The following is an 18,435-nucleotide window of genomic DNA, read 5'->3' on the forward strand; positions in this document are numbered from 1 at the left end:
TCCTTTAGTGAGTGAACAGTAAAAACAAGCTGGCAAATTGAAGCAATACCAGCACGAGAATGGCCATCGTCGCCCATTTTTGCCAGGTGGCCTGCTTGTGCTGGCTGTTTAGCAAGGTATCAATATGGGTTTGCTGTTTGGCCAGCTCGCTTTGATTGCGCAGATATTGCTCCAGCAGGCGTGGCATTTCTGCAGCATGGGCAAGTACGTAGGGGAGCTCGCGTTTTGCAGATTTAAGCAGGCTGCGCCAGCCGATCTGCTCGCTCATCCAGCGCTTGAGAAATGGTTTGGCGCTTTGCCACAAGTCGATATTCGGGTCCAGTTCACGGCCCAGGCCTTCAATATTGAGCAGGGTTTTTTGCAACATAATCAGTTGCGGCTGAATATTCACGCCAAAGCGGCGTGACATCTGAAACAGGCTGAGCAGGGTGCGGCCAAATGAAATTTCCTTGAGTGGCTTTTCAAAGATCGGCTCGCAAATGGCGCGCACGGCTGTTTCGAGGGCTTCTACATTGGTATCTGCCGGCACCCAGCCAGACTCAATATGCGCCACCGCGACATCCCGGTAGTCACGGTTGAAAAAAGCGAGGAAGTTCCGCGCCAGGTAATACTGGTCGGTAGGCGTGAGGCTACCCATGATGCCAAAATCCAGTGCAATGAATTTGCCTTTATCCGGCCCCTCTGTCACCACCTGGATATTGCCAGGATGCATGTCGGCATGAAAAAAACCATCACGGAATACCTGCGTAAAAAACACCTCTACACCTTCGTGAGCCAATTGGGTCAGGTTGATGCCATAGGCCTGCAACGTGGCGGTTTCGCGGACAGGCGTGCCAAACATACGCTGCATGGTCATCACTTGCTTGCGTGAATAGTCCCAGTAAACCGTAGGCACCAGCAGGCGGCGGTCACTGAAATTGCGGCCAAGCTGTGCGCACTGTGCAGCTTCCAGGGTCAGGTCCAGCTCGTGCTCGGTGTGACGGGCAAATTCATCCACCATTTCATCCGGCTTGAGGCGGCGCCCTTCACGGGAGAGTTTTTTGACCCACCAGGCCAGCGTGCGGAGTAAGGCGATATCTCTGTGAATAATGGCGGCAATATTGGGACGCAACACTTTAACAGCTACCTGTTCGCCACTATGCAGTTTGGCAAAATGCACCTGGGCCACCGAAGCGCTTGCGACCGGAACCGCGTTAAACTCGGCGTAAACCTTCGTCAGCGGGGCGTCAAAGGCCTGCTCAATAATACGCTCCACTTCAGCGTAGGCAAATGGCGGTACCTGATCCTGCAGTTTGGTCAGTTCATCGGCCACATCCGGTGGCAGCAAGTCGCGGCGTGTAGACAGCATCTGGCCAAACTTGACAAAAATCGGGCCGAGTTTTTCAAGGGCCAAGCGCAAGCGGACGGCCCGTTTCTCCGGCGCATGGCGCCAGAATAACAACCCGTTGAGCAGTCGCGAGCCCAGACCTGGTTGATTGTCACGGACAAAGAAAATATCCAGCCGATACCAGATCAGCATGCCGATAATGTGAAAAAAGCGTATCCAGTGCATCAGGGCTGACTTTCTGCGGGGGCGTTGGCGGCCAACAGTTTTTCTACGCGTTGCTGCAAACGGTCTGTGTCTTCCCTGAGCTGGTCGACGGCCTGGTTAAATTGCGTGATGCGGGTTTTTTTTGCCAGTAACGGCTGCTCTTCTTGCCAGTATTCCACCAGCATTTCTCCCAGGTTTTTGGCCTGGCCCTGCAAGCGCTGCATGGTTTGCTGACCGAGTTGGACGACTTCAAAAGCCGCCACATCGCCGACCACTTTACTCAAGTCTTCTTCGACATCCCAGCGGATGGCCGCCAGAATCTTGCCGATTTCCATGCCTAGCGCACTGTCGCCATCAATTTTAATCAGGCTATGCGCCTGCGGATCTTGCCTCAGTAGCCGCATGGCCAGGCTGGGCGGCAAGTGAATGGTGGCATCTGCTGTGGCGGTATCGCCTGCAACTGCCAGCTCACCATTGCTTAACACTGTCAGCATGACACGGGCCACTTTAAAGTCTAGACAAAGATGACTGTGCGCATACGGCTGTAACCTGGGAGCGGTCCAGCGGTTTTGCTGCATCAAGTGCTGCAGCACGAATTGAATCAAGGGCTTGAACATGGGGTTAGAGTTTGATGCCTTTGTGCAGCGCGACCACGCCTGCAGTCAGGTTGTAGTAATCGACTTTTTCAAAGCCTGCTGCATGCATCATCTGTTTCAAGGTTTCCTGGTCAGGGTGCATGCGGATGCTTTCTGCCAGATAGCGATAGCTGGGCTCATCGTTGGCGATCCATTTACCAAACTTAGGCAGCAGTTTGAAAGAGTAGGTGTCATAAAGTTTCTCCAGTGGTTGCCAAACCTTGGAAAACTCAAGTACCAGCAGGCGTCCGCCACGCTTGAGCACACGTTGCATTTCTTTGAGCGCAACGTCTTTATGTGTCATGTTGCGCAGGCCAAACGCCACAATGACACAGTCAAAGGTTTCATCGGCAAACGGCAGTCCTTCGGCATTACATTGGGTGGCCGGAATGGTCAGGCCGGCATCAATCATGCGGTCTCGGCCCACGCCCAGCATGGAGGCGTTAATGTCGGTCAAAATGACCGTGCCGGGATTGCTGGGAGACTGGGTCGCCACTTTTTTGGCAAACAGGCGCGACAGGTCGCCGCTGCCGCCGGCAATATCGAGTACTTTGTCACCCTGCCCAACGCCGCTGACATCCACGGCAAAGCGTTTCCACAGCCGATGCATGCCCGCAGACATGACGTCATTCATGATGTCGTATTTTTGCGCCACCGAATGAAAGACTTCGCCCACTTTTTTCTGTTTTTCCCGTTCATCGACGGTTTCAAAGCCAAAGTGGGTGGTTTTTTGCTGCTCAGTGTTGGATTGCATGCTTGGGTTCCTTGCGCGTATGGCCTGCCATGGTGAGTTTGGCGATGTAGTCTTGCCACAGGCTTTCATAATGTTGTGCCAGATAATACAGATAATCCCACGAATACAGCCCGGTATCATGACCATCATCAAAGATCAGTTTGATTGCATAGCGGCCAACCGGTTCAATGGCGCTGATGTTCACATCTTGCTTGTCCAGTTGCAGCACTTCCTGGCCTGCGCCATGCCCGCGGACCTCGGCAGAGGGCGAGTACACACGTAAAAATTCGCATGACAGCATGCATTCCGTCTGGTTATCGAAATGAATTTCCAGCAAGCGCGAGCCCTGATGCAGTTGGATCAGGGTAGGGATGGGGCAATCAGGATGTAGACCGCTCATATGATTGAAGAAAACCGTGTTTGGGGCCGTTAACTTGAATATTGCGCATGATAGCAGATGCACGCATCTACCGCATGGCAAGCAAATGTTTCATGTTAGGGTTGATAATTCATTTTATTTGTGAATTAATAGCTGTACTTGCATGATTTATTTGATCTTTTAACAATTCATGTTAGATTATAGAAAAATAACAACAAGTAGGTCACCTTAATAAAATTGCAGCAGGTCCTATGGAAAATAACCGACTGGCACAACAATTTGATTTGTACACACGCTGGCGTCAATCGATTGCTGATGTACTGGGAGAGTATCGACGCTGGATTGCGGACAAGCAGCTCAGTGATGTGCAGTTAGATGAGCGCATACAGCAGCAACTCAACCGCTTGCGTGAAGACAAGCTCAATGTCGCTTTTGTTGCAGAGTTCTCACGCGGCAAGTCAGAGCTCATCAATGCCATTTTCTTTTCAGGGTATGGTCACCGGTTGTTGCCATCCGGTGCAGGCCGTACCACCATGTGTCCCACCGAACTGCGTTATGACACCGGCAAACCCGTTAGCCTGTCACTGCTGCCGATTGAAACCAATACCCACCAGATATCCATTACTGAATATCGCCGCATGCCGCAAGCCTGGTCTGTGGTGGAGTTCGATGCCCATTCGCGCGACAGCATGGTTGAAGCCTTCAAGGAGGTCAGTCGTACCCGTCGCGTGACAGTGCAAGAGGCGCAGTCGCTAGGTTTGTATCATCCGGACAATTCTGACGATGCCATGTTGATCGGCGCAGATGGCCTGATGGAGATTCCATGCTGGCGCTATGCCATGATTAATTTCCCGCATCCCTTGCTCAAGCAGGGCTTGGTAATCCTTGATACGCCCGGCCTCAATGCCATCGGTGCCGAGCCTGAGTTAACCATGAGCATGCTGCCGAATGCGCATGCCGTGCTGTTTATTCTCGGCGCGGATACCGGGGTTACCAAATCCGAGATGGAAGTCTGGCGCCGTTATATTAGTGGCGCACGCTGGAAGCAAAAAGGCCGCATGGCGGTGCTCAACAAGATTGATGGCTTGTGGGATCCGCTCAAGACAGATGATGAGGTGGAGGCAGAGCTTTATCGTCAATTGCAACATACTGCTGAGTTATTGGGCTTGTCGCGCGACCAGATCTTGCCAACCTCTGCCCAAAAAGGCTTGCTGGCCAAGGTCAAAGGTGATGTGGCCTTGCTGCAAAAGAGCCGCTTGTTGCAGCTGGAGAAAAATCTCTCGGATGAGTTGATCCCGGCCAAACAGGAAATTGTGCGCGAGAGCCTGCAGGGTGAGATTGACGACATGATGCAGCAAACGCGGGTGACCCTGGAAACCCGACTGCAAAGCGTGCTAGACCAGTCGGACGAGTTGCGTTGCTTGCAAGGCAAAAATGAAGACGTGATTGCGCAGATGATGCGCAAGGTGAAACAGGACAAGGTCAATTTTGAAGTCGGCTTGCAACGCTACCAGGCTTTGCGTAGTGTGTTTTCCGTGCAATCCAACCAGTTATTTCACCATCTCGGCATGCCAGCACTCAAGAACAAGGTGCGTGAAACGCGTGAGACCATGATGAAAGCCGCATTTACCAAAACCATGCGTCAGGCCATGGATGACTTTTTCAGTGACCTCAAGCGCCGGATGATGGATGCAGATGTGCATGTGCTTGAGATCAAGAAAATGATGGAGGCCATGTATGAAAAATTCTCCAAAGAACATGGCCTGTTGCAAAAGTCGCCCCCCCCATTTTCCACTTCACGTTACCTCAAGGCCCTGAATAAACTCGAAGCGATTTACCGCGATCAGTTCAATACCACCTTTAACATGATTGCGCATGAAAAGCTGACGCTGACCAGTAAATTCTTTGAGACCCTGGCCAGCCATGTCATTATCGAGTATGAAGCCGCTAACCGCGATACGGAAAGCTGGCTTAAAGCCGTGATGGCGCCTATGGAAAGCCAGATGCGTGAGCATCATGTGCAACTCAAGCGCCGGGTGGAAAGTATTAAGCGCATTTACCAGGCCACAGATACCCTGGAAGAACGCATTGCTGATCTCGAACAATTAGAGTTGTCTATCCGTCAGCAATTGGCGGATCTAGAGCATCTGCATTCCAAAGCAATGGCAGCATTGATTCATGAAGAGGTGGTCGTGCAGGCGGCCTGAGTGGCGGTGCGTTAAGGCGGCGTGCTTAATACGGCTAGAAGGTGAATATAAAAAAACGGGTGCCTGGCACCCGTTTTTTTATTTGCTTTCCAGCATATAGGTTTTGATTTTTTGCATCGCCTTTTGCTCAATCTGGCGGATGCGCTCGGCAGAAACACTGAATTCTGCGGCCAGGTCATGCAAGGTAGCGGCATTGCCTTCGGTCAGCCAACGCGCCTGCAACACGCGACGACTACGTTCATCCAGTTGCTGCAAGGCCATACTCAAACCTTCTGTCTGCATGTGTTCGGTTTGCAGATTCTCCAGCAAGGTAGAAGGCTCAGGGCCTTCATCTTCGAGGAAGGCAATCGGGCTATACACTTCTTCGCCATCTTCATCCACTTGCGCATCCAGAGAGATTTCCTGACCATTGAGGCGGTATTCCATCTCGGTCACGTCTTCTGGTTTCACATTGAGTTCAGTCGCAATGCGTTGAACATCTTCCTGACTTAAGGTCTCAAACCCATTTTTCATGCTGCGCAAGTTAAAGAACAGCTTGCGTTGCGCTTTGGTGGTGGCGGTCTTGACCAAGCGCCAGTTCCGCACAATATACTCATGAATTTCAGCCTTGATCCAGTGCATGGCAAAAGAAACCAGACGCACACCGCGATCGGGATCAAAGCGTTTAACTGCTTTCATCAAGCCAATATTACCCTCTTGGATCAGGTCTGATTGGGGCAGGCCATAACCGCTGTAACCACGGGCAATGCTGGCGACCAGACGCAAGTGCGACACAATCAGCGCACGCGCAGCCTCAAGGTCCCCGCTTTGTTTCAGGCGGGTCGCATAACCGTATTCTTCTTCAGCGGTCAGCACCGGAAACTGCTTGATGGTCTGCAGGTATTTATCCAGGCTGTCTGCCGATGCAACGACAGGTAATGTAAAAGCGTTGATAACAAACTCCTTGGTATCAAAAGAGATTTAAAACAATTTTAGCACTCAATGTATGAGAGTGCTAGTCTCTGGCAAAGTTCCAACTGGCTATCGTATTTTATAAAGTAAATCCGGCTCGAAAAGCAGAATAAAACCCGGAATTCAACCTCAATTTTGGAGGGTCAATCACTGCCGGAAGGCGTTGGCAGGGAGATCGGGATAATGGGGGGATATTCATATGGCGGGCAGGCAATACTGACGTTAGCAAGGGCATGGGGCAGTGGGGTAAATATGTTGTGCAACTTATTGGATCCTATGCAACACAAGGCGCAGAACCGGTTGCATGAAGCTGAACCTTAATAGTTACCGCTTGAAGCCAGTCACTGCAATCCGTTGTGATGTTGGGTGGGGCATTGCCGCTTGTTACGCATGCGTGCTTTATCCTTCATCGCGGCACAGCAATGTGCTGAGCCTGATAAAGGATAAAGCATCATAATCGGTTTGGCTGACATTGTGCTTACAGTATCCGGTCTGTCATCAGGCTCACGGTATTGAATGGTTTCAGATTAATCCCTGCCGTGACCATGGCCACGTCCCGGGCCGCCAGGTCTGCCTCCTGGCCCTGGTGGGCCATCATGCCAGTGATCCCAACCGGGACCAGGCCCAGGTGGACCAGGATGTGCCCGGTAATGTGGCACATAAACATTCTGATACCAGCCATCCTGGACAAAATAGACCTGACGACCACAAGCGCCATAGCCGCCGCAATAGCGTGCCCAGCGCTTCATATGGCCGGGCGGTACATGCAGATACATGGGGGGCTGCACCACGGCCACCGGTGGTGGCTGGATAATCACGGGTTGCGGGTAGACCACTTGCGGCACTGGATAAGCATCACCGAGGACTATCTGGCCGTAAAAGCCGGGTTGCCCCACGCTGACCGCGACACCGGCTTCTGCGGTCGTGGCCAGGGCAATTGTCCAACATAATGCACCTGCCATGAGTATTCTGAGCATGGTTACCTTCTTTCTATCTGTTTCAGAAAAATGCAGATTGATTTGCATAGGCGGATTTTAGAAAGGCTATGCCCCGCAGAGCAGTCTTATTATTCTGATAGCGTTGTCAGAGGGTGCTGACAGTCATTGCCTGGGGCGGATCAACAGGCTCAGGTCAGGGCACCTGGGCAGGATGAGATGGTTAAATCAATAGCTTGTTAATTTCTGGCTTGTGATACTTCTGTCTTGGCGCGTGTGTAAAGTGGTCTCCATTGACAGCCTCGCGTGTCTGCCAATGACGCCATCCGATTGACGGACGGCGACTGGCAAGCAATTTATTACTTCACATTGCGTACGGCCATCCAGCCCAAGTCATGCATACAGGAGACAAACGCACGTTTAAAAGTCTGTGTCTTGTAATCAGGCAGGTAGTTTTCTCCCAGCTTTTTCTCACAGCTGGCTTGGTCACGAGATAGCTGGTTGGGGAAAGCCCCCATTTTCCACCATGAATTGATCGAATACGCTACATCGGGACCGTCATTCACGGTGCTGTGTGGCGCAGCAGGGGCTGATTCAGCTGCGTCGTCCGCTGGCGTTAACGGTGCCGAGCTGGCTGGGGCCGAGGCAGCACTGGTTGCTGCCGGGCTCGCTTGTGGTTTTTTTGCAACAGCTGCAGCTTGCGCTTTCGCGGCATTCTCTTTGGATAAGTCTATAAAAGGACTGGGCTTGCTTTGCATGCCACCGCGGTTATCCGAAGCCTCTATGGTTGCAAATAAAGGATCAAATGCATCTAGCTTGGGTTTTTTCCAGCCATGCTCGGCCAGGCATGCCGAGAGCTGATCGCCGCTGCCACGGCAGGCTTGATGCGCCCTTTCGATGTCCTGCTGGTTGCCGCCTTGCTTGTAAGAAATCTGGCCGCATCCTGCCAATACAGCGGTCATGAATAGGTAAGTTAAAAGACGCATTGCGAGTCCTGTTCGTGATTTGTTATGCGCAGTCTAGCGGGCTTTTCACGCCCTCGCCACTACGCAAATTGACGTATTTGTCCTACAACCCCCTCTCGTTAAGCTGAGCGCAAGTTTTGATCAACTGTGATTTGAATTTAACGAGAAAGGGAACTTAGATGATGAACTTGAAAAAATGTGCCTTGCATACTGCGGTAGCAATGGCTTGTGGCCTGGGTGCACAACTGGCAAATGCGGGTGCAACAATCAACTTTGGCGAAGATAAATATATTGGCCTTGGGTTTGGCTTTATCAGCAGCTATAACTCAAAAGAGGACGCTGTGAATCAAGGCAGCGATCGTTCAAACGACTTCGCTCTGGATAGTGCTCGTATTTATATCTCTGGTTCTTTTAACAAGTATATCAAAGGCATGCTGAACACTGAAAAATCAGGTGGCGGCTCTGCAGGCTCTAATGTTGAAGTGATTGATGCCAACGTGCAATTTCAGTTAACCCCTGAAGTGGCCATCTGGGCAGGTCGTTTCCTGTCTCCGAGTGACCGTGCCAACATGGCAGGTCCTTACTACTCCATGGGTGGTGGCTACTGGGCCAACATTGCTTCACGTTATGGCTGGAACGGTGGTGTGATTGGTCGTGATGACGGTGTGGCTATGGTTACCAGCTTTCTTGAGGATCATCTTAATGTTTCATTCGGTGCCTTTGAAGGTAACCAGATTTTCCGTTTTAGTGGGGTTGGCGCGCAGTCACAATCTTCAACACATAAAGATAACCTGATGTATGCCGGTCGTGTGCAATACGATTTCTGGGATGCAGAACCAGGCTACTACGGTACAGGCAACTACTTTGGTGCTAAAGACATTCTTGCCATCGGGGTTGCTGGACGTTACAAAAAAGATGGTGTTGTCAGCCCTACCAATGTGGTGGGTGATTACAAAGCTTACAGCGTGGACTTCCTGTTAGAGAAAAAAGATGTGGGTCCTGGTACCTTTTCTGCTGAAGCTGCTTACTACTACTACGGCACCGATGGTGTGTTTAAAGGTGAGCAAGGTCATGCATACTCCGCTGGCTTAGGCTACCTGTTCCAGGAACAAGTAGGCTGGGGCAAATTCATGCCTATCATTCGTTACCAGAAATTTAACGCCGATGGTGTGACAAGCTACAACTCGACAACGACAGCTTTTACCAATACCACCGGCGGTGGCGCAAGCAAACGCTTTGAAGTGGGCACCAATTACGTGATTGCACCTTACAACGCGACTTTGACAGCCACCTACGGCAAAGAAGATACCGCGACGGCTTCTAATAAAGATTTCGTCCGAGTCGCCCTGCAGATGCAGTTCTAATCAACACCTTATAACCCTTTTCCACAAAGGAGATGAGCGTAATGAAAACAATAGTGAAGTTGGATTTGGATAAAAAACCATGGGAGCAGGACGGCCAGATTCATAACCGCTGGCACCCCGACCTGCCGATGATTGCCATGGTCAAGCCAGGGGATGAGTTCCGTGTTGAGTGTATGGACTGGACCGGTGGTCAGATCGGTAATAACGATAGCGCCAATGATGTGCGTGACGTTGATCTGACACAGGTGCACTACCTGAGTGGCCCGATTGGCGTGGAAGGTGCTGAGCCGGGTGACTTGATGGTGGTGGATATTCTGGATGTGGGTACTTTTGATGAGTATCAATGGGGCTTTAACGGTTTGTTTGCCAAGGAAAATGGTGGGGGCTTTCTGACCGACCACTTCCCTGAAGCGAGCAAAACCATCTGGGATTTCCACGGCGTGTATACCACTTCCCGTCATGTGCCTAAGGTGCGTTATGCCGGCATTATGCACCCGGGTCTGATTGGTTGCCTGCCATCCAAAGAACTGCTCGAAACCTGGAACAAGCGTGAAGGCGACCTGATTGCAACGGATCCGGATCGTGTCCCGCCACTGGCTTGCCCTCCGACTTCACAATCTGCCGTCATGGGCCGTTTGAGTGGCGACGCTGCCAAAAAAGCAGCGGCTGAAGGCGCGCGTACCGTGCCACCACGTGATCACGGCGGTAACTGCGATATCAAGAACCTGACCAAAGGCTCAAGGGTGTACTTCCCGGTCTATGTGAAGGATGGCGGTCTCTCCATGGGTGACCTGCACTTCTCACAAGGCGACGGTGAAATCACTTTCTGCGGTGCGATTGAAATGGCCGGTTACCTCGATATCAAGGTTGGCCTGATCAAGGATGGTGTGAAGAAATACGGGATTAAAAACCCTGTGTTCCAGCCCAGCCCGATCACACCGACTTACCGTGATTACATGATTTTTGAAGGCATTTCGGTTGACGAGGCCGGCAAGCAACATTACCTGGATGTGCATATTGCCTACCGCCAGGCTTGCCTCAACGCGATTGAGTACCTGAAAAAATTTGGTTACAGCGGCGAACAAGCGGTATCCATACTGGGGACTGCGCCGGTAGAGGGGCATATCAGCGGCATCGTCGATATCCCTAACGCTTGCGCCACCTTGTGGGTCCCGACCGAGATTTTTGAGTTTGATATCCGACCTAACGCGGATGGACCGAAGATCATGGTGCCGCCAGGCATAGATGTGTCTACTTGCACATAAATGAGTGTTGATCGCGTGCAGTTTATTTGATCAGACTTGATAGGAAACCAAGATGCCTCTTTACGAATATGAATGTGACAGTTGTGGCGTGTTTACTGCGCTACGCAAAATGAGTGAGTCGAGTTTGCCTGCCTACTGCGATTGTTGCGGGGCAGAGAGTCCACGGATTTTATCTGTGCCCAAACTGGCCATCATGGACAAAATGCAACGGTCTGCGCATGAACGTAACGAAAAATCTGCCAACGAGCCGCGTACAGCCAGACGTTCCAGCTGTGGCTGTACCGGATCACACACGTGTAAAACCAAGCCTCCGGTCAACCAGGATACAGGTAAACCGGGCTTGCAAATGCAGACCAAGAAAACGGCACGGCCGTGGATGGTCGGGCATTAATCAGCGACATCAATCCCTTAATTATTGATTTTATTGATTTATCCATAAAGGAGAAGAAGTAATGAGTACCTCAAACAGACGCGGTTTTATGAAGGGCGCATTGGTCGGTGCCATGATGGCCGCAGGCCTTATCAGCGGTCATGCATTTGCAGCGGATTATCCGACTGCAAAAGTGAATACGACTGGCTTGGCAGTGACTGACTCCACAGTAAAAGTAGGTATTCTGCACTCTGCCACCGGCACGATGGCGATTAGTGAAACCGGTTCTATCCAGGCTGAAAAGCTGGCGATCGAACAGATCAACGCCATGGGCGGTATTCTGGGCCGCAAGATTGAAATTATCCAGGAAGACGGTGCGTCTGACTGGCCAACTTTCGCAGAAAAAGCGAAGAAACTGCTGGAAAAAGACAAAGTGGCTGCTGTGATGGGCTGCTGGACTTCTGCTTCACGTAAGGCGGCTTTGCCAGTGTTTGAAAAAGACAATGGCTTGTTGTTCTACCCAACCTTCTACGAAGGTCTGGAGCAATCCAAAAACGTGTTCTACACCGGTCAAGAAGCGACACAACAAATTCTGGCAGGATTGGACTGGATCGCTAAAGAGAAAAAAGCGAAAACTTTCTACCTGATTGGTTCTGACTACATCTGGCCACGTACTTCCATGAAGATTGCCCGTAAACACATCGAGCAACACTTGCATGGCACTGTGGTGGGTGAAGAATACATCGCCTTGGGTGACACCCAGTTCGGTTCTGTGATCAACAAAATCAAACTGAAGAAACCTGACGTGATCTACGCAGCGGTGGTGGGCGGTAGTAACGTGGCATGGTTCAAACAATTGAACGCTGCCGGTTTGAACTCCAGCAAACAAACCATGTTGACCATCTCCGTGACCGAAGACGAAGTGTTGGGTATTGGTGGTGAAAACCTGGCTGGTTTCTACTCTGCGATGAAATACTTCCAGTCTCAAGACAATGAGGCTAACAAGAAATTTGTAGAGGCGTTCAAAAAACGCTGGGGTGAGAAGTCTGTGATCGGCGACGTGACACAAGCTGCTTACCTGGGTCCATGGTTGTACAAGGCAGCCGTTGAGCGTGCAGGTAGCTTCGATGTAGACAAAGTGCAAGCAGCATTGCCAGGCTACACTTTCAAAGATGCACCAGAAGGTCCTGTTACTGTGGAAGCCAACCACCACCTGACCACCAAACTGCGTATTGGTCAGTGGGGTAAAGATGGCCAGGCCAAAGTGGTATACACCTCTGATTACATCAAACCTGATCCATTTCCAAAAGGCTATCAATAAGCTAGTCCTGTCGTAAATGCTTAAGCGGTAGCCGGTTACTCCGGCTACCGTTTGGCGCAAACAGCATTCAAGTTGTAAACAATTTCAAGCAGTCAGCAATTTTGAGAAGTTGCATTTTAAGGAGACCGATATGTTTGGTTATTCGATGGCAGATATAGGCAATATTGTGGTGATGCAAGGCTTTTCCGGCCTGAGCATGTTTACAGTGTTGCTACTCATGGCACTGGGTCTCGCGATTATTTTCGGGCAGATGGGTGTGATTAACATGGCGCATGGTGAGTTTATGACCATTGGTGCCTATACCACAGTCATGCTATCCAAGGTGGCTGCCACTTACGGCTTCACCAATTACTATTTTTTGTTTGCCATCCTCATTGCGTTCGGGCTGGCATTCGCGGTCGGCTATGTCGTTGAATACGGCATGATCCGTCACCTGTACAAGCGGCCACTGGATACCTTGCTGGCGACCTGGGGGCTAAGCCTGGTCATGCAGCAGATATTCCGCTCCACCTTTGGCGCCAAAGAAGTGAGTGCCGAGTTACCTGAGTGGATGTTGGGCTCTTTCAAGCCGACGCCAGACATTGATATCCCGATCAACGGTGTTTTTGTGATGGCCCTGGCTGCGCTGGTGACCCTCGGTGTCTATATGTTTATGTATAAATCACGCTGGGGCCTACGTGTGCGTGCCACCGTGCAGAACCGTACCATGGCGGGTGCAGTGGGCATTAACACTGCAAAAGTCGACCGTGTTACTTTTGCCTTGGGTTGCGGCATTGCCGGGATCGCGGGCGCTGCGTTTACCACGATTGCTTCTACCGGCCCAACCACGGGTACGCTCTACATCGTAGACAGCTTTATGGTGGTGGTGTTTGGCGGTGCAGCCAGCATTGTGGGGACGATTGCCTCAGCCTTCGGCATTGCCCAGGCGCAATCTATCCTGCAGTTCTTTATGACCAGCTCCATGGGCAAAGTGTCCACGCTGCTCGCCATCGTCACGATCTTGATGATGAAACCTGAAGGTTTGTTTGCCTCCAAACTGCGTAAATAACAGATACGGCAACGTGTGAGCATGCTTCTCACGCGTTGCCATAAGTAAATAGACGTATTAGTACTTTGTATCTGTCGCACTAGAATCAACGCATCAATAGAGGAGATTTTTGATGACATTATGGGAAAAAATGAAAGCCAGTCCTGTGCTGGGTGGTAAGGAAGGCGTGATCGGCCTGGCTGCGCTGGCCGCCCTGATCTTCGTCGTGTTGCCACTGGGGGTAGATATTTTCCGCCTCAACCTGATTGGTAAATACCTGACCTACGCCTTTGTCGCCGTCGGCCTGGTGATGTTATGGGGGCATGGCGGTATTTTGAGTCTGGGCCAGGGCATCTTCTTCGGTCTGGGGGGGTATGCGATGGCGATGTTCCTCAAGCTGGAAGCGTCCGATCCAGAAACCACTAAAATCCAGTCTACGCCAGGTATCCCTGACTTTATGGACTGGAACCAGCTCACGGCCTTGCCATGGTTCTGGGAGCCGTTCAAAAGCCTACCCTTCACGCTGATTGCCGTACTCACCGTGCCAGCCATCTTTGCCTACATCATCGGTTATGCCATGTTCAAGCGTCGTGTGGGTGGGGTGTATTTCTCCATCATCACGCAAGCGATTGCCCTGATCCTGAGTATCCTGATTGTTGGTCAGCAAGGCTATACCGGTGGTGTGAACGGCATGACAGACCTGCGTACCATGTTGGGCTGGGATATTCGCACCGATTCTGCGAAATATATCCTGTACTACGTGAATGGTTTGTTGCTGTTCGGGGCGATCTTCCTGTCCAAATACATCATGAGCAGCAAGTTCGGTATGTTGTTGCTAGCCATGCGCGACAAAGAAGAGCGGGTGCGTTTCTCTGGTTACGACGTTTCCAACTTTAAAATCTTTATCTTCTGCCTGGCGGCGATGATGTCTGCCGTTGGTGGTGCAATGTTTACCTTGCAAGTGGGCTTTATGTCACCGTCCTTTGTCGGCATTGTGCCTTCGATTGAAATGGTGATTTTCTGTGCCGTGGGTGGGCGTGCCTCGCTGATTGGCGCCGTATATGGCACCTTGCTGGTTAACTACGGTAAAACCGTGTTTTCAGAAACCTATCCAGAGTTGTGGTTGTTCCTCATGGGTGGCCTGTTTATCTCTGTGGTGATGTTCTTCCCGAATGGCCTGGCTGGTATCTGGGACAACCTGGCGACCAAATATGGCTGGTTCAAAGACAAGGCTGACGCAAAAAAGCCTGAGGTAAGTACTTCTGAGGTAGAAGCACAAGCAGTACTTACCGAATCTTCAACCACGGGCGCCGTAACCTCTACCGAAGCGGGCGTCAAGAAAACATCACGTAAGAAAGCGGCGGCCAGCACTGATCAGCCGTCCGCGATCGAAAGCAACAAAATGAGAGGAGCAGAAGCATGAGTAATACCGACTTCGTCTTGGCAGTAGAAGACCTGACCGTCTCCTTCGATGGCTTTAAAGCGGTGGATAGCCTCACCATGTATATCGACAAAAACGAGTTGCGTGTGCTGGTGGGCCCTAACGGCGCCGGCAAGACCACGGTGCTCGACCTGATTTGCGGTAAAACCAAATCGACAGCCGGTTCAATCAAGTTTAAAAACACTGAGTTAACCAAGCTGTCCGAGCACGAAATTGTACGTTCCGGCGTCGGCCGCAAGTTTCAGAACCCGTCCATTTATGAAAACCTCACGGTTTACCAAAACCTGGAAGTGTCTTACCCCAAAGGCCGCGGCGTGTTTGGCAGCCTGACCTTCAAACGGACACAAGAGGTGGAAGACCGTGTACGCAAAGTGGCGGCAGACATCATGTTGACCGAGTTTCTTGAGATGGAGTCTGCCTTGCTCAGTCACGGCCAGAAACAATGGCTGGAAATCGGCATGTTGCTCATGCAAGAGCCTGAGCTGTTGATGCTGGATGAACCTGTGGCAGGCATGAGCGCCAAGGAGCGCGACCAGACCGCCGATTTGCTCAACCGCATCTGCCAGAACCGCTCGGTGATTGTGATCGAGCACGATATGGAGTTTGTGAAGAAAATTGCGCACAAGGTGACAGTACTGCATCAGGGCAAAATCCTCGCCGAGGGGCCGATGGAGAAAGTCCAGGCAGACGAAAAAGTCATTGAAGTTTATTTAGGACATTAATTGGATTAGGCCATTCAAGGAGCACAGCATGTTTGAAATTGAAAATTTGCAGGTGAGTTATGGCCAAAGTCAGGTCATTCATGGCCTGAATTTCAAAGCCAACAAAAACGAAACACTGGCCATCATGGGCCGCAACGGCATGGGTAAAACCACGCTGTTCAAATCGCTGATGGGCATTTTGCCAAGCAAAGCCAGTAAAGCCACCGTCGATGGGGTCGATCTGCAAGGCTCAGCCACCCATGAACGCGTCATGAAGGGGCTGGCCTATGTGCCACAAGGCCGCTGGATTTTTCCGAACATGACCGTGCAGGAAAACATTGAAACTGGTCTCGAGAAGTCAGCTTCAGGCGAGATCCCGGATGATATTTTTGCGCTGTTCCCGGTGTTGCATGAAATGCGTAAACGCAAGGGCGGTAACCTGTCTGGGGGTCAGCAACAGCAATTGGCGATTGCCCGTGCGCTGGTGACCAATCCAAAAGTATTACTGCTGGATGAGCCGACCGAAGGGATTCAACCGTCCATCATCAAGGACATCGCCAAGGTCCTCAACGAAATCCGCAAAATGCGTGAAATCACCATCATCGTCTCCGAGCAGGTGTTGAGCTTCACCATGGAAGTGGCAGACCGCATTATCGTCATTGATAAAGGCCGTTTTATCCATGAGGATACGCGCGACAACGTGGATGCAGCTAAGGTAAAAAGTTATTTGTCTGTATAAGTGCTTTTTTAGCCACAGAGGACACGGCGTCCACAGAGCAAAACGAATTTGCAGTTCCTCTGTACGCACTGTGTCCTCTGTGGCAAGCATTAAAAAGTAATATTCCTGATTTGTCTGTGGCATGATGCCGTTATGGATGATTTAAAGCATACGCCACCATCGCTAGCGCAAACGATCGCAACAAAACACTGGCAAGCCCGATTAGAGCTTGGCTTTGCCAAGCGTGAAGCACGTTCTTACCTGGTACACCGCTTACATAAAGGCCCGTTGGTGGTGCAAAAAAGCCTGCATCCTGAAGGCGAAGCTGTCTGTCATGCAGTCATTGTGCATCCGCCTGGCGGGGTCGCAGGGGGCGATGCGCTGCATTTGCAAGTGCACGTGGGGGAGGGCGCAAACGCCTTGCTGACCACCCCCGGCGCTGGCAAGTGGTATAAGGCCAACGGCACGATCGCTACACAAACGTTGCATTTTCAGCTGGCGTCCGGCAGTGGCCTCGAGTGGCTGCCGCAAGAAAATATCCTGTTTGATGCCGCTGAAGTTGGTTTTAATGCCGAGATTGAGCTGGCGGGCGATGCCACCCTTGCGACGTGGGACATCGTCTGTTTGGGCCGTCAGGCGCAGCAGGAGGTCTGGCAGACCGGCGCCTATCAGCTCAATCAGCGCATCCGTCGCGATGGCCGCTTGATCTGGAATGAACGTGCCTGCATGCACGCCAACGACCGCTTAAAAAGCAGTCCTGTTGGCCTGGCTGGGTCGGTGGTGTTCGGTACTTTTCTGGTGTGTGCCGGGGCCGTGCCTGCAGAGGTGCTGCAAGCTTGTCGCGAGATTACTTTGCCTGATGCCAACACTGGCGTGACCGCTTTGCCAGAGGTGTTATGTATCCGTTATGTTGGCCAGGCTTCACAGCAGGCCAGGCAGTATTTTGAGCAGTGCTGGAAGTTACTGCGGCCATGGTATTATCAAAAAGACGCAGTCAGACCGCGGATTTGGAATACATAAGCTGCGTGCACAAAAATATAGTCAGAGAACAATCCTATGGAATTAACTCCCAGAGAAAAAGACAAGTTATTGATATTTACCGCGGCCTTGCTGGCTGAACGGCGCAAGGCGCGTGGCTTGAAACTGAATTATCCTGAGGCGGTGGCATTTATTTCCGCCGCCATTATGGAAGGTGCGCGTGACGGTAAAACCGTGGCCGAGCTGATGAGCTATGGCACCACGCTATTGAACCGCGATGAGGTGATGGAAGGCGTGCCGGAAATGATCCCGGATATACAAATCGAAGCCACCTTCCCAGACGGTACCAAGCTGGTGACGGTGCATCATCCGATTCCCTAATAGATACAAAAAATTAAACCGCCGATAAACGCCGATGCACGCCGATAAAATCAATATCATCTTTGGCCAGCACTGGTTTTGGGCCAGCACTGGTTTTGGAGTGGTGGGTTTGTGTAAACACCCTGTCGAAACCGGATGCACAAAATATCGGCGTTTATCTGCGTGTATCGGCGGTAAAAAAAGGTATTAAGAATGCATATTAAAAACGAGGAAAGCATATGATTCCCGGAGAAATGCAGGTCGCAGCAGGCGACATCGAATTAAATGTTGGGCGTGAAACGGTCACGCTGGATGTGGCCAATACCGGCGACCGGCCAATACAGGTCGGGTCGCATTACCATTTTTATGAGACCAACGATGCCTTGTCGTTTGACCGGGCGCTGGCCTATGGCTATCGCCTGAATATTGCGGCGGGCACTGCGGTGCGGTTTGAGCCGGGACAGACCCGTACCGTGCAATTGGTCAAACTGGCGGGTGCGCGCAAAGTGTATGGCTTTGCTGGCCGCGTAATGGGCGCCTTAAAGTAGGGAGTA

The 18,435-nt window shown here is 51.4% G+C and carries 19 protein-coding genes; 12 read left to right on the top strand and 7 right to left on the bottom strand.

The features are described from left to right. Positions 1-4: 4 nt before the first annotated feature. From ubiB to ACT53G_RS09765, 4 genes are read right to left on the bottom strand one after another with little or no spacing between them, the layout of a single operon-like run. Positions 5-1,552, bottom strand: coding sequence for a ubiquinone biosynthesis regulatory protein kinase UbiB (gene ubiB, locus ACT53G_RS09750; protein WP_476169289.1), 1,548 nt, complete (start codon positions 1,550-1,552; stop codon positions 5-7). Beyond that, on the bottom strand, positions 1,552-2,109 hold the full coding sequence (locus ACT53G_RS09755; protein WP_476169290.1) for a ubiquinone biosynthesis accessory factor UbiJ: 558 nt from the start codon (positions 2,107-2,109) through the stop codon (positions 1,552-1,554). Before ACT53G_RS09755 ends, ubiB begins: the two co-directional genes overlap by 1 nt. Before the next feature lie 43 nt (positions 2,110-2,152). Then, positions 2,153-2,920: a bifunctional demethylmenaquinone methyltransferase/2-methoxy-6-polyprenyl-1,4-benzoquinol methylase UbiE gene (gene ubiE / locus ACT53G_RS09760; RefSeq protein ID WP_194748378.1), complete on the bottom strand. Its 768-nt coding sequence runs from the start codon at positions 2,918-2,920 to the stop codon at positions 2,153-2,155. Beyond that, the gene (locus ACT53G_RS09765) at positions 2,904-3,299 is read right to left on the bottom strand and encodes a gamma-butyrobetaine hydroxylase family protein (protein ID WP_194748377.1); all 396 of its coding nucleotides are present in this window, start codon (positions 3,297-3,299) and stop codon (positions 2,904-2,906) included. Before ACT53G_RS09765 ends, ubiE begins: the two co-directional genes overlap by 17 nt. 230 nt (positions 3,300-3,529) lie before the next feature. Here ACT53G_RS09765 and ACT53G_RS09770 point away from each other — a divergent pair, with 230 nt between their 5' ends. Then, on the top strand, positions 3,530-5,485 hold the full coding sequence (locus ACT53G_RS09770) for a dynamin family protein (RefSeq protein WP_476169291.1): 1,956 nt from the start codon (positions 3,530-3,532) through the stop codon (positions 5,483-5,485). 78 nt (positions 5,486-5,563) lie between these two features. Here the strand turns inward: ACT53G_RS09770 and rpoH are convergent, their stop codons facing one another. The 3 genes from rpoH to ACT53G_RS09785 form a co-directional block, all read right to left on the bottom strand. Continuing rightward, complete coding sequence (gene rpoH / locus ACT53G_RS09775) at positions 5,564-6,418, bottom strand: RNA polymerase sigma factor RpoH (RefSeq protein ID WP_476169318.1); 855 nt, start codon at positions 6,416-6,418, stop codon at positions 5,564-5,566. A gap of 545 nt (positions 6,419-6,963) precedes the next feature. Beyond that, positions 6,964-7,413 (bottom strand): hypothetical protein, encoded by a 450-nt coding sequence (locus ACT53G_RS09780; RefSeq protein WP_194748375.1) that lies wholly within the window; start codon positions 7,411-7,413, stop codon positions 6,964-6,966. Positions 7,414-7,730: 317 nt separating this feature from the next. Then, entirely contained in the window at positions 7,731-8,357 is a 627-nt protein-coding gene (locus tag ACT53G_RS09785; protein WP_476145427.1) for a hypothetical protein, read from the bottom strand. A gap of 158 nt (positions 8,358-8,515) precedes the next feature. On the opposite strand from ACT53G_RS09785, the gene ACT53G_RS09790 reads away from it, so the two are divergent. From ACT53G_RS09790 to ACT53G_RS09840, 11 genes are all read left to right on the top strand, one after another. After that, positions 8,516-9,700, top strand: a complete 1,185-nt coding sequence (locus ACT53G_RS09790) for a porin (protein ID WP_194748373.1) — start codon at positions 8,516-8,518, stop codon at positions 9,698-9,700. Between the two features lie 41 nt (positions 9,701-9,741). After that, positions 9,742-10,965, top strand: a complete 1,224-nt coding sequence (gene fmdA / locus ACT53G_RS09795) for a formamidase (protein ID WP_194748372.1) — start codon at positions 9,742-9,744, stop codon at positions 10,963-10,965. 52 nt (positions 10,966-11,017) lie between these two features. Then, complete coding sequence (locus tag ACT53G_RS09800) at positions 11,018-11,356, top strand: FmdB family zinc ribbon protein (protein WP_275356083.1); 339 nt, start codon at positions 11,018-11,020, stop codon at positions 11,354-11,356. A 61-nt stretch (positions 11,357-11,417) separates the two neighbouring features. Then, on the top strand, positions 11,418-12,656 hold the full coding sequence (urtA, locus tag ACT53G_RS09805) for an urea ABC transporter substrate-binding protein (RefSeq protein ID WP_194748370.1): 1,239 nt from the start codon (positions 11,418-11,420) through the stop codon (positions 12,654-12,656). Between the two features lie 130 nt (positions 12,657-12,786). After that, positions 12,787-13,704: an urea ABC transporter permease subunit UrtB gene (gene urtB, locus ACT53G_RS09810; RefSeq protein ID WP_194748369.1), complete on the top strand. Its 918-nt coding sequence runs from the start codon at positions 12,787-12,789 to the stop codon at positions 13,702-13,704. A 112-nt stretch (positions 13,705-13,816) separates the two neighbouring features. Further along, positions 13,817-15,106 carry an urea ABC transporter permease subunit UrtC gene (gene urtC, locus ACT53G_RS09815; RefSeq protein ID WP_194748368.1) on the top strand — a complete coding sequence of 430 codons (1,290 nt, stop codon included), beginning with the start codon at positions 13,817-13,819 and terminating at the stop codon, positions 15,104-15,106. Continuing rightward, positions 15,103-15,846: an urea ABC transporter ATP-binding protein UrtD gene (gene urtD / locus ACT53G_RS09820; protein ID WP_194748367.1), complete on the top strand. Its 744-nt coding sequence runs from the start codon at positions 15,103-15,105 to the stop codon at positions 15,844-15,846. Before urtC ends, urtD begins: the two co-directional genes overlap by 4 nt. A 28-nt stretch (positions 15,847-15,874) precedes the next feature. Beyond that, complete coding sequence (gene urtE / locus ACT53G_RS09825) at positions 15,875-16,564, top strand: urea ABC transporter ATP-binding subunit UrtE (RefSeq protein ID WP_194748366.1); 690 nt, start codon at positions 15,875-15,877, stop codon at positions 16,562-16,564. A 132-nt stretch (positions 16,565-16,696) separates the two neighbouring features. Beyond that, entirely contained in the window at positions 16,697-17,563 is an 867-nt protein-coding gene (locus ACT53G_RS09830; RefSeq protein ID WP_476169292.1) for an urease accessory protein UreD, read from the top strand. Between the two features lie 36 nt (positions 17,564-17,599). After that, complete coding sequence (ureA, locus tag ACT53G_RS09835; RefSeq protein ID WP_018985924.1) at positions 17,600-17,902, top strand: urease subunit gamma; 303 nt, start codon at positions 17,600-17,602, stop codon at positions 17,900-17,902. A gap of 218 nt (positions 17,903-18,120) precedes the next feature. Then, positions 18,121-18,429: an urease subunit beta gene (locus tag ACT53G_RS09840; protein ID WP_275356077.1), complete on the top strand. Its 309-nt coding sequence runs from the start codon at positions 18,121-18,123 to the stop codon at positions 18,427-18,429. Positions 18,430-18,435: the final 6 nt, after the last annotated feature.

This window comes from Methylophilus sp. DMC18 (genome assembly GCF_056314005.1).

What these genes read in the sequence shown, in the direction of transcription:
- ACT53G_RS09765 (WP_194748377.1), bottom strand. Translation starts at nt 3,299, where the DNA reads ATGAGCGGTCTACATCCTGATTGCCCCATCCCTACCCTGATCCAACTG.
- ACT53G_RS09755 (WP_476169290.1), bottom strand. Translation starts at nt 2,109, where the DNA reads ATGCAGCAAAACCGCTGGACCGCTCCCAGGTTACAGCCGTATGCGCAC.
- ACT53G_RS09770 (WP_476169291.1), top strand. Translation starts at nt 3,530, where the DNA reads ATGGAAAATAACCGACTGGCACAACAATTTGATTTGTACACACGCTGG.
- ubiB (WP_476169289.1), bottom strand. Translation starts at nt 1,552, where the DNA reads ATGCACTGGATACGCTTTTTTCACATTATCGGCATGCTGATCTGGTAT.
- urtE (WP_194748366.1), top strand. Translation starts at nt 15,875, where the DNA reads ATGTTTGAAATTGAAAATTTGCAGGTGAGTTATGGCCAAAGTCAGGTC.
- urtA (WP_194748370.1), top strand. Translation starts at nt 11,418, where the DNA reads ATGAGTACCTCAAACAGACGCGGTTTTATGAAGGGCGCATTGGTCGGT.
- ACT53G_RS09840 (WP_275356077.1), top strand. Translation starts at nt 18,121, where the DNA reads ATGATTCCCGGAGAAATGCAGGTCGCAGCAGGCGACATCGAATTAAAT.
- ureA (WP_018985924.1), top strand. Translation starts at nt 17,600, where the DNA reads ATGGAATTAACTCCCAGAGAAAAAGACAAGTTATTGATATTTACCGCG.
- urtD (WP_194748367.1), top strand. Translation starts at nt 15,103, where the DNA reads ATGAGTAATACCGACTTCGTCTTGGCAGTAGAAGACCTGACCGTCTCC.
- ACT53G_RS09830 (WP_476169292.1), top strand. Translation starts at nt 16,697, where the DNA reads ATGGATGATTTAAAGCATACGCCACCATCGCTAGCGCAAACGATCGCA.
- ACT53G_RS09790 (WP_194748373.1), top strand. Translation starts at nt 8,516, where the DNA reads ATGATGAACTTGAAAAAATGTGCCTTGCATACTGCGGTAGCAATGGCT.
- urtC (WP_194748368.1), top strand. Translation starts at nt 13,817, where the DNA reads ATGACATTATGGGAAAAAATGAAAGCCAGTCCTGTGCTGGGTGGTAAG.
- ACT53G_RS09785 (WP_476145427.1), bottom strand. Translation starts at nt 8,357, where the DNA reads ATGCGTCTTTTAACTTACCTATTCATGACCGCTGTATTGGCAGGATGC.
- urtB (WP_194748369.1), top strand. Translation starts at nt 12,787, where the DNA reads ATGTTTGGTTATTCGATGGCAGATATAGGCAATATTGTGGTGATGCAA.
- ACT53G_RS09800 (WP_275356083.1), top strand. Translation starts at nt 11,018, where the DNA reads ATGCCTCTTTACGAATATGAATGTGACAGTTGTGGCGTGTTTACTGCG.
- ubiE (WP_194748378.1), bottom strand. Translation starts at nt 2,920, where the DNA reads ATGCAATCCAACACTGAGCAGCAAAAAACCACCCACTTTGGCTTTGAA.
- ACT53G_RS09780 (WP_194748375.1), bottom strand. Translation starts at nt 7,413, where the DNA reads ATGCTCAGAATACTCATGGCAGGTGCATTATGTTGGACAATTGCCCTG.
- fmdA (WP_194748372.1), top strand. Translation starts at nt 9,742, where the DNA reads ATGAAAACAATAGTGAAGTTGGATTTGGATAAAAAACCATGGGAGCAG.